Origin of the sequence: Rhodococcus sp. NPDC077669 (assembly GCF_040686915.1) — a bacterium.
GTDB classification, from domain to species: Bacteria; Actinomycetota; Actinomycetes; order Mycobacteriales; family Mycobacteriaceae; genus Rhodococcoides; species Rhodococcoides fascians.
Window position 1 is genome coordinate 37,354 of the sequence record NZ_JBFBMD010000027.1, and the last position, 12,743, is coordinate 50,096.

14 protein-coding genes are annotated in these 12,743 nt (G+C 62.9%); 10 read left to right on the top strand and 4 right to left on the bottom strand.

Going from position 1 to position 12,743, the window contains the following annotated elements; genetic code table 11:
* The first annotated feature begins 230 nt into the window (after positions 1 to 230).
* The 6 genes from AB0P23_RS21935 (at position 231) to AB0P23_RS21960 (ending at position 4,983) form a co-directional block, all read left to right on the top strand.
* Entirely contained in the window at positions 231 to 767 is a 537-nt protein-coding gene (locus tag AB0P23_RS21935; protein WP_032371491.1) for an alternate-type signal peptide domain-containing protein, read from the top strand.
* A 42-nt stretch (positions 768 to 809) separates the two neighbouring features.
* Positions 810 to 1,394 carry a hypothetical protein gene (locus AB0P23_RS21940; protein ID WP_032371490.1) on the top strand — a complete coding sequence of 195 codons (585 nt, stop codon included), beginning with the start codon at positions 810 to 812 and terminating at the stop codon, positions 1,392 to 1,394.
* The gene (locus tag AB0P23_RS21945; protein WP_032371489.1) at positions 1,394 to 1,954 is read left to right on the top strand and encodes a signal peptidase I; all 561 of its coding nucleotides are present in this window, start codon (positions 1,394 to 1,396) and stop codon (positions 1,952 to 1,954) included. The genes AB0P23_RS21940 and AB0P23_RS21945 overlap by 1 nt, the downstream gene beginning before the upstream one ends.
* Before the next feature lie 14 nt (positions 1,955 to 1,968).
* Entirely contained in the window at positions 1,969 to 2,517 is a 549-nt protein-coding gene (locus tag AB0P23_RS21950) for a SipW-dependent-type signal peptide-containing protein (protein WP_141214979.1), read from the top strand.
* Complete coding sequence (locus AB0P23_RS21955; protein ID WP_363799394.1) at positions 2,517 to 4,073, top strand: signal peptidase I; 1,557 nt, start codon at positions 2,517 to 2,519, stop codon at positions 4,071 to 4,073. The genes AB0P23_RS21950 and AB0P23_RS21955 overlap by 1 nt, the downstream gene beginning before the upstream one ends.
* Positions 4,074 to 4,638: 565 nt before the next feature.
* Positions 4,639 to 4,983 carry a hypothetical protein gene (locus AB0P23_RS21960; RefSeq protein WP_230593450.1) on the top strand — a complete coding sequence of 115 codons (345 nt, stop codon included), beginning with the start codon at positions 4,639 to 4,641 and terminating at the stop codon, positions 4,981 to 4,983.
* Positions 4,984 to 5,054: 71 nt separating this feature from the next.
* Here AB0P23_RS21960 and AB0P23_RS21965 read toward each other — a convergent pair whose 3' ends face one another.
* On the bottom strand, positions 5,055 to 5,579 hold the full coding sequence (locus tag AB0P23_RS21965; protein WP_363799396.1) for a methylated-DNA--[protein]-cysteine S-methyltransferase: 525 nt from the start codon (positions 5,577 to 5,579) through the stop codon (positions 5,055 to 5,057).
* Between the two features lie 90 nt (positions 5,580 to 5,669).
* On the opposite strand from AB0P23_RS21965, the gene AB0P23_RS21970 reads away from it, so the two are divergent.
* Positions 5,670 to 7,151, top strand: coding sequence for a PLP-dependent aminotransferase family protein (locus AB0P23_RS21970; RefSeq protein WP_032373687.1), 1,482 nt, complete (start codon positions 5,670 to 5,672; stop codon positions 7,149 to 7,151).
* Positions 7,152 to 7,235: 84 nt separating this feature from the next.
* Here the strand turns inward: AB0P23_RS21970 and AB0P23_RS21975 are convergent, their stop codons facing one another.
* Positions 7,236 to 8,312, bottom strand: coding sequence for a CaiB/BaiF CoA-transferase family protein (locus AB0P23_RS21975; protein ID WP_032373688.1), 1,077 nt, complete (start codon positions 8,310 to 8,312; stop codon positions 7,236 to 7,238).
* Positions 8,313 to 8,407: 95 nt separating this feature from the next.
* On the opposite strand from AB0P23_RS21975, the gene purT reads away from it, so the two are divergent.
* A complete protein-coding gene (gene purT, locus AB0P23_RS21980; protein WP_032373689.1) occupies positions 8,408 to 9,604 on the top strand; it encodes a formate-dependent phosphoribosylglycinamide formyltransferase in 1,197 nt (398 codons plus the stop codon).
* 10 nt (positions 9,605 to 9,614) lie between these two features.
* Here purT and AB0P23_RS21985 read toward each other — a convergent pair whose 3' ends face one another.
* On the bottom strand, positions 9,615 to 10,310 hold the full coding sequence (locus tag AB0P23_RS21985) for a type II CAAX endopeptidase family protein (RefSeq protein WP_155288749.1): 696 nt from the start codon (positions 10,308 to 10,310) through the stop codon (positions 9,615 to 9,617).
* Between the two features lie 42 nt (positions 10,311 to 10,352).
* Here AB0P23_RS21985 and AB0P23_RS21990 point away from each other — a divergent pair, with 42 nt between their 5' ends.
* Complete coding sequence (locus tag AB0P23_RS21990) at positions 10,353 to 10,835, top strand: DUF456 domain-containing protein (RefSeq protein WP_032371480.1); 483 nt, start codon at positions 10,353 to 10,355, stop codon at positions 10,833 to 10,835.
* On the opposite strand, the gene AB0P23_RS21995 is transcribed toward AB0P23_RS21990, so the two are convergent.
* Positions 10,832 to 11,578 carry an amidohydrolase family protein gene (locus tag AB0P23_RS21995; protein ID WP_032364983.1) on the bottom strand — a complete coding sequence of 249 codons (747 nt, stop codon included), beginning with the start codon at positions 11,576 to 11,578 and terminating at the stop codon, positions 10,832 to 10,834. The genes AB0P23_RS21990 and AB0P23_RS21995 overlap by 4 nt on opposite strands.
* 55 nt (positions 11,579 to 11,633) lie before the next feature.
* Between AB0P23_RS21995 and AB0P23_RS22000 the strand changes: the two genes are divergently transcribed.
* Positions 11,634 to 12,503 (top strand): SMP-30/gluconolactonase/LRE family protein, encoded by an 870-nt coding sequence (locus AB0P23_RS22000; RefSeq protein WP_363799402.1) that lies wholly within the window; start codon positions 11,634 to 11,636, stop codon positions 12,501 to 12,503.
* Positions 12,504 to 12,743: the final 240 nt, after the last annotated feature.

Here is a 12,743-nt window from a genome sequence, read left to right on the forward strand (position 1 = left end):
CCGATTACCGATGCGACTCTGCGTTACAGTCGATCTCGACTTGTAAACTCAGAGTACGAAACGAGCGGCCGAAAAAACTCTTGGACTTTTACCCTCACTTGGGTAACAGGCCAGGTAGACGTGGCGAAACAATGAGCATCGCACCAATTGCGGAGGCCTCTTCGGATGGCCGACGATCCGATCGGATCACCCCCCTCGGCCCCGTGTGGCCACCGAAGAAAGTAGAACGAATGAACAAGGCAACCAAGGGCGCGCTCGCTGCCGCTGCCGCTGGCGTGCTCCTGCTCGGCGGTGCCGGGTCCTACGCGCTCTGGAGTGATAGCGAAACCGTCGACGGTGGCACCGTGACTGCAGGTATTCTCGACATCGCTCCCGGTACCAGTACGGGATGGAGAGACATTTCGGCGGGTGCGCCTGGCACCCCGATCCCATCGATCGCCAGCTTCCGTATGGTACCCGGCGACATCCTGCAGTACGACGCAACATTCGTAGTCACCGCCACCGGTAACAATCTGACCGCGACGTTGACGGCTGATCCCCTGACCGCAGTGAGGTACGACGGCACTTCCGGATTGACTGCTGTCAATGCTCCGGTCGTGGTTACCAACTCGACCGGATCCAACACAATTACCTCCGCTCAGGCCGGACAGACGATCACGGTGTCGGCGAAGGTCACCTTCGATAGGGAAACCGCCAATCAGGTCGGTCAGAACGGCACTATCAATTTGTCGACGTTCAAGCTGAATCTTCAGCAGACACGTCCGTAGTCATTTCGGTTCGTGTCGAAACTCAGACCGAGAGTCAAGACAATGTGGCTCGGTATTGCGGTTGCGTCGGTGGCTGTCCTGGCCTTTGGGTCAGTGCAGACTACCGGCGCACTGTGGCGCGACCAAGAGACGATGAACGCGGGGTCGGTCAAAGCGGGCACGTTGACTCTCTTTGCGGGTGGAGATTCGACTACGACCTCCCAGGTTTTCCAGTTCGACAACCTCGCCAAAACTTTGATTGCACCCGGTGAATTCGGCCAGGGTGCGATGGTGTTGAGGAACGGTGGCAACGTCCCGCTGCGGTTCAGAGTGAGCAGGATTGGATTGACGCCGGCTACGGTGGCGCCGGCCACGCCGGTGCAAGTCGCCGTAGACGTCCGGATCGGCACGACTGTTGCTGCTTGCACGACGACCAGTGCGCCGTCGGGCCCGTCCGTAGTCAGCGTTTCCGCGAGCACGTCGTCGCCTGCAATCGTCCCCGTCGGAACGCCGATCTTGGAGCAGACCATTCAGGCCAATCAGGCAGTGGTGCTGTGTGTGCGGTCGACGTTGGTGTCCGCCTCGACGTCAGTGTCGTCGTCGTACAGACATGAATTCACCATTGTTGGAGAGCAGGTGCAAAAGTAATGACGACCGCTGAGCAGACCAGCGAGAAGACCGGGCTCCGCTGGTGGATCGTCAACGTTATGTCCTTGCTTCTCTTGTTCTGTGTGGTGGCGATCCTCCTTGCAGCCGTGGTTGTGCCGAAGGTCAGCGGATCGCAGGCATACACAGTTCTGACCTCATCGATGGAACCGACGTATCCACCTGGAACCTTGATCGTCGTCAAGCCGGGCGACGTGCAGTCGATGGGCATCGGCGAACCCGTCACATACCAAATTGCGTCCGGACTGCCCGAAGTGATAACGCACAGGATCGTCGCCGTCGGTTTCGACGCAGAAAACAGGCGGGTTTACACAACGCAGGGCGACAATAATCCGCGTCCTGATGAGAGCCCGGTCAAGCCCGAGCAAATCCGCGGAAGTGTTTGGTACAGCATTCCGTACCTCGGGTACGTGAATAATTGGATTACCGGTGAGCGCCGAACGACCGCCGTATACGTGATTGCGGGCGGCTTGGTTGCATTCGCGCTCTATCAGTTTGCGAGCGCAGGGATCGACCGGTCGCGGCGAAAGCTGCAGTCGTGAGCTTTCTCCGTCCGGTGTTCAACGTCCTGTCCAGTACTCGCGTTCGTGCGCTTCTGTCGCTCGGGATGGTTCTGGGCCTCGGTGCCGTGGGCACTCTTGCCGCGTGGTCGTCGACTGTAGTTGCGACGTCAGGTCAGTTCACAACCGGAACTGTCGACATAACCATCAACAACTCGAACGATCCGGTGACTTACGCGTCTGCACCGCTGACCGGGTTGTTTCCCGGTTCGATTACCTCAGGGGCATTCACTGTCCGCAACGTCGGGTCGACAAATTTCTCGTACTCCGTCGCTGTTACCGGGACTGGTCTCGGCGCATTTTTCGATGTAACTGTCAGGAAGGACGGAAGTGTGACTGCGCCGTGCACTGACGGCACTGCAGTCACGCCATCACTCGCCCCTTTGCCCGCGAATCTACAGATTGCTCCTGTGGCAGCACCCCTGGCCGCCACAAGCGGAGTTCAAGTTCTGTGCGTAAGTCTGCGACTGTCGCCGGATGCCCCTGCTAGCGCGCAGAGCTCGACGGGGAACGTCAGCCTTCTCTTTACTGCGACGGGGGCTTGATGGCCAAGTCGAGACAAATGATAAGGGAATCCGCGCTCAATATCGGTGCGCTCTTAGGCGTTATTTGCTTCGTCTTCGCTGTGTGCGCTGTCTTCTTCGGCATCACACCGCTGATATTCCGTTCCGGGTCGATGAGCCCCGTCATTGATACGGGATCTTTGGCCTTGGCGCGTACCGTACCGGCGTCTTCGCTGACGGTCGGCGATATCGTGAGCATCAACCGTACGGATGGATCGCGTATTACGCACCGAGTCAACAAGATTCAGGGTTTTACCGGAAACTCTGTGTCGGTCCTCCTCAAAGGTGACGCAAATGCGGACGTCGATGCCGACAGTTATGCAATTACCGAAGCCGATCGAGTTTTCGCGCATGTGCCTTTTGGCGGCTATGTAGCAACGTGGACCACCACGCCGTTCGCCTGGGTGCTCGGCGCTGGACTTGCAGCATTCTTATTGTATGTCGCATGGCGTCCGGAGCCGAGTGCGCCACGTACGCCGAGCGGCAGGCACTCGTTGTCCACCGGGATTGCACTTGTTGCTGCTGGTGCGACCGCTCTGGGAATGGGGTATGCGCATCCTGACATGACTGAGGCTGCTCTATCGGACACTGCCACGGTTCGGCCGGGGCCGCTAGCAGCCGGTACCTTACCCAACCCGACAGGACTGGTTTGCTCGGGCGGTGGGACGTTGGCAAGATCGGTGACTTTGACCATCGGCCGTCCCGTGGCTCCGGTCACCGGGTTTCAGGTGGTAGTTCGGAATGCTGCAGGTACAACTTCCACGGCCCCGATGGCTTTCACGGTGCCGCAGACCGGTAGCGCCACCGCGGTGGTGACTTCCGGACTTCTCGGGGCATTGTTGGGCGGAACTTCGTATGCAGACGTTCGATCGACTGCTGGGCAGTGGGTCTCGCCCGGGAAACAGACCCAGACAATCACCTCTTTTCTAGGTGTGAATTGCAACGGCAGCGCCACCGCGTCGGCTAGCAGGCAAGCTGTGCCGATACCGTCGCCGACGATCGATAGTTCGGTGGCTAACACGACCTCGCCCGAGATCGCGGCATCGACCACGACAGCGACCACGACACCGACCACGACACCGACCACGACGGTTGCGCCTCCGAAAGCTACGGAAGTGCCACCAATGACGACGACGTCGGCACCGACCGTCCCCACCGAACCGGTCGTTCCCGCACCGATTGTCCCTGAACCAGTCGAGCCCGGACTTGCCGTCCCTGAGACGCCGGCGCTTCCGCCAGCCCCTCCAGCAAGCGCATTTGTCTCACCCGGTTCGCCGAAATCCTCGGGTGAGTACACAGCGAGTGTCGCACAAGGTGTGCTGGCAATAACCGATCCCGCGGAGGTGATCGTGTACGAATACCCAGTGTCGTCGAGTGAGCGTTACGGTACAGGGGCAGTGTGGTCCTCCAACGGCAGCTTGTACATCCTCTCGGAGAAATCTGCTCCGGTGCAGTTGGCTCCGTCAGGTGATGGCACGTTTGTTTCGAGTACGAAATCGACCGCTGACTTACCGTCGGACATCGCCGCGTTGCTTTAGCCCCGATCCACCGACGTCATCCCGCTGGGCTTCGTGTGCCGGCCTCTTGCCACGGTTCCGGCGGCGGGTTGCAGGTGGTGCTGATCGCTCCGCTGTACCTACGCCGAGTCCGCGCCTCATGATGCCGAGGGCATGTGCGCGAAAGGTCCGTCGGTCAGACCCGACAGCAAGGTCTCGATGATCGCGTATGACCGGAGGTCCATTGCGGAGGACCTGCTTACCCGCGATTTGGAGCGATCGTAGGGGGCGCGCCTCGTTCGGCGTGTACGTAGACCGGCCGCAGGCGCGAGTCGATGTCGACTGCGCCTGGTCTCGAACGGTGGTCGACCCCGCAGCGACGGATGAGGTCCCCGCCGAGATTCTCGCCCTTCTCCAATAGCGGAGACGTCACATATATCTCCGAATCGAAGTGCGCGTCTACGAATCGGGTGGATAATCGAGGCCAAGTAAAGCGACGGAGGGCCGGTCGATGACTGAAAATTACAATGGCTTGGAAGTTTTCAGCTACCAATTCGATCGGTTTGCTTACGAACACTCGTGGATCGGGGCGCAGACTGGCGAATTCATGCTCGGTCCGCAAGGGGGCGGCATGTTGGAGTTCACCCACGCGATGGTGTTCGCCCTCCCCGAGGGTGGTGCGCACGAAGTACACGGACCAATCTTGGAGTGGTACCTCTCGCACGGCGGACCCTATGGCGCACTTGGCTATCCGATCAGCAACGAGCGCCCGACGCCCACCGGTTCCGGACGCTACAACCTGTTCCAGCGCGGAGCGATCGGCTGGCTACCGGATACGGGCGCATTCACCATCGGCGGTAGAGAAGAGGATTCCGATGTCAGTCCGGGTCCCGACGCCGCGACGGTCTCCGTTGTCGACGCCTCGATGTCTTCGGTCGGCATATCTGGCTGACAAAGCCAACTTCAGTCCTGTTTTTCATCTTATTATTCGGTCGAGAAGTATCTTTAGCGATTACCGATGAATTAGAACAGCGTCGGCTCGTCGAATCCGGCGACGCCTTCGATGCCGAGAATTCGTTGTTTCGTATTCGCCCCGCCGGGAGCGGAGAAGCCGCCTACCTCTCGGCCCGCGCCCAGCACGCGATGACACGGAACGATTATCGGTACCGGGTTTCGGCCCAGTGCCCCGCCCACCGCCTGGGCCGCGCCCGGCACCCCGAGTCGACGCGCGATGTCTCCGTACGTCAGCGTCGCGCCCCTGGGGATCGCGCTGCACACGGTGTAGACCGAGGCGTCGAACGCCGAAACCTCGAGCACCAACGGGATCGGGCTCATGTCCACGGCGCGCCCGGCGAGGAGCGCCACGATTCGATCGATCGCGTCCTCGGCGAGAGCGTCGACCGGACCTAGGTCAGCGGCGAAGCCGGCCAGGTAATCGAGCATCGCCTCGTCCGACGGCTCGGGTAGTGCCACGGCCATCACGCCGTCCGCGCTCCAGGCAAGACCGCATCGCCCGATGGCCGTGTCGAAGAGGGTGCTGCTCGGCATGGGTCGAGTATCCACCGGACGCCGACAGGCAGTCCAGTCGAACGCCCAATGGACTTGAAAGTTCGATGCCAGTGGGTGAATATGGGCTGTATGGCCTCCAGAGTGCTCAATGCAACGTCACTGGCACGAGATCTCGGAAGCTGGCGCGGCGACGCGTCGGCCGATGGATCCGGCAGGCGCAAGGCCTCCCGTCCCACGTACAGGGCTCTCGCAGACGGGGTTCGACTGCTCATTCACGACGGCCGCATCCCGTTGGGTGTCGGGTTGCCGAGTGAACGCGATCTGTCCGCTGCTCTCGATCTGAGTCGTACCACGATCACCTCGTCGTATTCGGTGCTGCGTGACGAGGGTTATCTCATCAGCAAGCAGGGATCGCGCAGCACTGTGGCGTTGCCTGCCGCGCCGACCCCCAACGGCATGTTGATTCAGTCGACGTCGCCGTCGGGTCCGGTGGTGGATATGAGCCATGCGGCCATGTCGGCGGCCGACGGAACCATGACGGCAGCGTACGAGTCTGCGCTGCAGGCACTTCCGACGTATCTGCCCACTCACGGTATGGAGCCCATCGGACTCGCAGTGCTGCGGGAGGCCATCGCGCAGCGTTTCGTCGAACGTGGATTGCCCACCACTGCCGACCAGATCATGGTCACTTCGGGTGCGCAGCAGGCGGTTCGGTTGCTACTGGGTACGCTGACCTCGCCCGGTGACCGCGTCCTGATCGATCACCCGACGTATCCCAATGCACTCGAGGCCATCAGGCGCGTCGGTGCCCGGCCGGTGCCGGTGCCGGTCCGTCCCGTCGAAGGGGATTGGGATCTCGACGGAATCCGCAGTGCCGCAAGGCAAACCGCCGCCAAGGTGGCGTACTTGATTCCGGACTTCCACAACCCCACCGGGCAGGTGCTCGACGCGGAGGGGCGCGCCGAGCTCGCGCGCATCACCCGAGACACCCGAATGACGCTCATCGTCGACGAAACCATGGTGGACCTGTGGCTCGATGCGCCACCGCCGCCACCGGTCGCATCGTTCGGACGGGTGTCCGGTTCGGATATCGTCACGATCGGTTCGGCGTCCAAGTCGTTCTGGGGCGGTCTGCGCATCGGGTGGATCAGAGCGCATCCTTCGCTCGTCTCGCAGCTCGCCGGCTCGCGAGCAGCACATGACCTCGGTACCTCGATCGTCGATCAATTGGCGTCGTCGTTCCTGCTGCAGGACGCCGAACCCGCGCTGGAGGTCCGTCGATCCCAACTGCGGGAGCGTCGAGATGTGCTCGAAGATGCCCTGGCCGAACATGTTCCGGAGTGGAAGTACCGGCGCTCGGAGGGCGGGATGTCGCTGTGGCTTCAGCTCCCCGCTCCGGTGTCGAGTGCGCTCGCCGCTACTGCGCCCGCGTTCGGGGCAGTATTGGCCGCAGGTCCGCGGTTCGGGGTCGAGGGTGCGTTCGAGCGTTACCTTCGGCTGCCGTACACCCGTGAGCCGCAGGAGCTTCGGGCTGCGGTTGCGGCCACTGCCGCGGCGTATCGAGCCTTGGCACCGAGCGTCGAATCCGAACAGCCGGCCCTGGTGTTCTGAGCGGCGGTGTTCTGACCGCGAGCTCGAAGTTATGGACGAGAATCAGCCGTAAAGCGTCCATAACTTCGAGTTCGGCGCAAAAAATTACGCCCAGACGGATGCGATGTCGGTGGCGGTGGCGGGCGGTGGCGTCGGGACGCCGTTTTCGGTGCGCGAGAACCGCGGTGCCGGACGGTGCTGCGTCACGCCGCCGATGTCGATGAGCGAGTCTCGGTCCTTCATGTGTGGGTGGTTCGGAGCCTCGGCGAAGGTGAGGACGGGGGAGACGCAGGCGTCGGTGCCGTCGAAGATCGCGGCCCATTCGTCGCGGGTCTTGGTCAGGAATGTCGCGGTGAACGTCTCGCGCAGTTCCGGCCAGCGCGGCTTGTCCATCTGTGACGGTAGGTCTGCATCGGCGAGGCCGAGACCGGTCACGAGCTGGGCGTAGAACTGCGGTTCGAGGGACCCGACCGCCATGTACTTGCCGTCCGATGTCTCGTAGGTGTCGTAGAACGGCGCGCCGGTGTCGAGCAGGTTGACGCCGCGGTCGTCGCTCCATGCTCCGACGCCTCGCCAGGCCCAGATCATGTGCGACAGTGCTGCGGTGCCGTCGACCATGGCCGCGTCGACGACCTGGCCCTGTCCCGAATTCTGTCGTTCGTACAGTGCCGCCATGATGCCGAAGACGAGGAACATCGATCCGCCGCCGAAATCGCCGACCATGTTCATCGGTGGCACCGGTCGTTCGCCGTCGCGGCCGATAGCGTTGAGGACGCCTGTGACGGAGATGTAGTTGATGTCGTGGCCGGCGGTCTGTGCCCAGGGGCCTTCCTGCCCCCAGCCCGTCATGCGGCCGTAGACCAGTCGCGGGTTTCGGGCGAGGGCGTCGTCGGGCCCGAGGCCGAGCCGTTCGGTGACGCCGGGGCGAAAGCCTTCGATGAGGACGTCGGCGCGTTCGATCAGGCCGAGGACCTTCTCGATGTCGGCGGGATCCTTGAGGTTCGCTTCGACGATGGTGCGGCTGCGCAGCTGGTGATCGTGTGGAGAGACCTGTCCGGCGCGCTGGACGCGGACGACGTCTGCGCCGAGGTCGGCGAGCAATAGCGCTGCGTGCGGACCGGGCCCGATCCCGGCGAGTTCGACGACGCGGAGCCCTGCGAGCGGTCCACCAGTGTTAGCCACGTTTGTTGCCTCGTTCCGACTCGTCAGCTGCGATTGTGAATGGAGACTAACTTGTACTAGGGCGTCCAAGTGATGTGGGTGTGGATAATAGGGCTGTGACTGCCCCAGAACCCGTCCGCATCGGTACTCCACTCACGCCCGGTGCCACCCGGGTCATGCTCCTCGGAGCAGGTGAGCTGGGCAAAGAGGTCATCATTGCGTTCCAGCGCCTCGGTGTCGAGGTGATTGCCGTCGACCGTTACGACAACGCCCCGGGCCATCAGGTAGCGCATCACGCGTACACGATCGACATGAGCAATCCCGAAGAGCTGCTGGCGCTGATCGACGCTCAGCAGCCGGACTTCGTCGTCCCGGAGATCGAAGCCATTGCCACCGATGCGCTCGCCAAGGTGGAGGCCAAAAGACGCTCCGTGGTCATTCCGACCGCGCGTGCAACACAATTGACGATGAATCGCGAAGGAATCAGGCGGCTCGCGGCCGAGGAGCTCGGCCTGCCGACCTCGCCGTACGCGTTCGCCGATTCGTTGGACGAGGTGCGACAAGCGTTGTCCCACATCGGCTTCCCTGCTGTCATCAAGCCGGTGATGTCCTCGTCCGGCAAGGGGCAGTCGGTGGTACGGAGCGAAGCCGACGTCGAAACGGCGTGGGACTACGCGTTGAAGGGCGGTCGAGTCGACCTGGGCCGCGTCATCGTCGAGGGATTCGTCGATTTCGATTACGAGATAACACTTCTCACCGTGCGCGCGATAAACGGGACTTCGTTCTGCGAGCCGATTGGCCATCTGCAGGAGTCGGGCGACTACATCGAATCCTGGCAGCCGCAACCGATGTCCGACGCGGCACTCGCGTCGGCGCGCGAAGTGGCCGAGAGAATCACGACGGCGCTCGGTGGTCGGGGACTGTTCGGCGTGGAGCTGTTCGTGCAGGGCGACAACGTGTACTTCTCCGAGGTCAGCCCCCGGCCACACGACACCGGCCTGGTAACGCTTCGTACGCAACGGTTCTCGGAGTTCGAGCTGCATGCCCGCGCCGTTCTCGGGCTACCGATCGACACGACGCTGCTCTCCCCGGGAGCGTCGGCGGTCATCTACGGCGGTGTCGATGCGGACGGAATCTCGTTCGAAGGCGTCGCCGATGCCCTCGCGGTTCCCGAAACCGACCTTCGACTGTTCGGCAAGCCCGCCAGCTTCGTCCGGCGGCGAATGGGTGTTGCGGTGTCGACGGCGTCGGACATCGAGACTGCGCGGGCTCGGGCCCGCGAGGCAGCAGGCAAGGTTCGACCGACCGTCTAGATCGCGCCGTCTAGATTGCGGCCACCACCGCTGCGGTAGCAACGGCGTTGTTCATCGTGTGCAGTGCGATGCCCGGAATCAACGATCGGTGCAGTCGAACCAGCAGGGCCGCAGCAGAGCCGATGCAGACCATGATCAGCGCGATGGCGGGCAGCACGTGGACGGCCCCGAAGCACACCGCGGATCCGAGAACCGCGATCTGCCATCGTGTTCGGGTGTCGAACCACCCGAAGATCACCCGACGGAAGAGGACTTCCTCGAGTACCGGTGCGATCAGCACAGTGCAGACGATGGTGAGGGTTCCGGCGACCACACCCACGTCGAGTGCATCGAGAGTCGACGCGCTTCCGCCGGCATCCGAGGCGGGAGCTATGTCGACAGCGCCGGCGAGTGCAATGCCGACGCCCATGGCGGCGATCCACGCGACGGGTACTTCCCACAGCAGGTGCCACAGCGATCGTGGACCCGACGTGAGCTGCAGATCCTTCCACGTCCAGCCGCGGCGACTCAGCGACTGCCACAAGGTAACTGCGAACACCGCCGTCGCCAGCGGAATGGCGTACCCGAGTACCCAATTCAGGTCGAACACACCGACGAGAAGCACGACCGCGGCCACCACAGCGATGGCACCGATGAGCAGGCAGCCGATGGACAGCAGGGCGTCGCCGCCGGAAACAGGACGTTCGAAAGTCGCGGTTCGGGGCACAGGCGTCAACTTACCGGCGATCGGCGTGCACACTTGACCACCATGAGCGCTCTCGGAGAAATACTGGTCGGCCTGGTGATTCTGGTCGGACTCGTCGGCATCGTCGTGCCCGTCCTGCCGGGCACCATCTTGATCTTCGCGGCTGTTGCGGTGTGGGCGTGGGTTACCGGCGGCACCGCCGCGTGGACGGTGTTCGGCATCGCGACCGTGCTGCTGGTTCTGAGCGGCGTCGTGAAGTACACCTGGCCGGGCCGCCGGATGCGGGAGGCCGGAGTGCCGATGCGGTCGCTGATCGTCGGCGGCCTGCTCGGCATCGTCGGCTTCTTCGTCATCCCGGTCGTCGGGCTCTTCATCGGCTTCATCGCCGGCGTCTACGTGGCCGAACTACCCAGGCACCGCAACCATTCCGAGGCCTGGCGATCGACCGTGCATGCGACCAAGGCGGCCGGGCTGTCCATCCTGGTGGAGCTGTTCGGTGCGTTGCTCGCCTCGGCCGTGTGGCTCGGGGGAGCAGTACTGATCTAGGGGACCCGATACCAGGCCCGGGCATTACCGTCGAGCACAGCGGGGAGGTCGCCGCCGACGGCCCCGGAGATGATGTCGATGTCGGTCTCGGAGAACGGCCGTGGGGCTCGTGTACCGGGCAGGTCGGTGCCGAACAGCAGTGCCTCCGGGTTCACGCGGTGGATCTGCTGCAGGGTATCGACGATGTCGAGGTCCACGCGCCCGAATCCCGTTGCCTTGACGCGTACTCCGCGGTCGACGAGGTTCAACAGATAGGGAAGTCCCTGCGTCGACAGTCCCAGATGGTCGATGCTCACCGCCGGTAGTTTCGCGAGGATCGGCTCGAGCGAGAGCAGCAACGACGCGTCGACGTACAGCTCGGCGTGCCAGCCCACCAGTTCGTGCACGCGTCGGGCCTGCGTGGTGAGCATCTCGACGTCGGTTTCACCGCGTTTGAGGTTGAATCGCATCGCCCGCACGCCTGCCTCGTCGAGGGCGACGATCTCCTCGTCCGTGCACTCCGGATCGAGCTGAGCCACCCCCACCCAGCCGCGTCCGAGCGTCTCCAGTGCGGCCAACAGATAGCTCTGATCGGTGCCTTGGAACGATGCGGTGACCACGGCACCGCCGGTGATCCCGAGCCCGTCGACGTCGTAGAGATAGTTCGAGACGGTGTACGGATCCGGCGTGTATCCCTGGTTCTCGATCAGCGGAAATCTGGGGTCGATGATGTGTAGGTGGGCGTCGAACACGGGTCCCAGCATGCCAGCTCGCCGATTCGCCGTCGCGGCGACCTGGCTCGGTGTTTGAATGCGAAATATGAAACCGGAGACCACCGTCGTTCTCGACGGATACACGTATTTCGAATGTCCACGCTGGCACGACGGGAGGATCTGGGTATCGGACTTCTACAGTCATCGCGTCGTATCCGCCCTCGAGGACGGTTCCGATGTGCGAGTCGAGGCCGAGGTGCCCAATCAGCCGTCGGGCCTGGGCTGGTTACCCGACGGCCGGCTGTTGATCGTCTCGATGCGCGATTACAAACTGCTACTACGCGAGCACGATGGTTCGCTGACCGTCCATGCCGATCTGTCGACGTACGTGAAGGCGAACCTCAACGACATGCTCGTCGACGCGCAGGGACGCGCGTACATCGGCAATTTCGGGTTCGATCTGATGAACTTCGCGCCCGTCGAGACGGCAGATCTGATTCGCGTCGACCCGGACGGGTCCGCGCACGTCGTGGCCTCGGACCTGTACTTCCCCAACGGAATGGCGTTCACCGATTCCGGTGAACTGCTCGTCGACGAGACGGTCGGGAACCGGGTCAGTGCCTTCGACATCGCCGAGGACGGATCACTGGGGGAGCGGCGTGTTTGGGCGACGTTCGGTGAACTGCCGTCGTCGACGGACATGGCAACGGCCATGAGTGAGGTGAAGGTGGCTGCCGACGGCTGCTGCATCGACACCGACGGCACGATGTGGATCGCCGACGCACTCGGTCAGCGCGTGTTGCACGTCGCGCCGGGCGGAGAGGTTCTCGAGCAGCTCGACTTCGATCTCGGAGTGTTCGCGTGCGGACTCGGCGGATCCGACGGCCGCACGCTGTTCGTCTGCGCTGCACCCGATTTCAACGAGCATCAACGCAAGATCGAAACCGAGGGAAAGCTGCTGGCGGTTCGGGTGTAGAGCGCTCCGCGCATGTGAGTGGAAACTCGTAGCCTGCTACGCGTTTCCACTCAGTGATACTGGAGTCGTTCGTCGGGGTGGAAGGTATGACTCGTTTCCGCTCTGACGCCGATGGCTGTCTTTCATGTGATGTGTCGGCCTTCGTCTCGACGGACATCGTTCACACGCGACCGGTGGGCGGAGTGACTTGATAGGAGCCTGACCAAAGAGTCCCGTCACTGTGTTGTCCGCCGTCCCGGC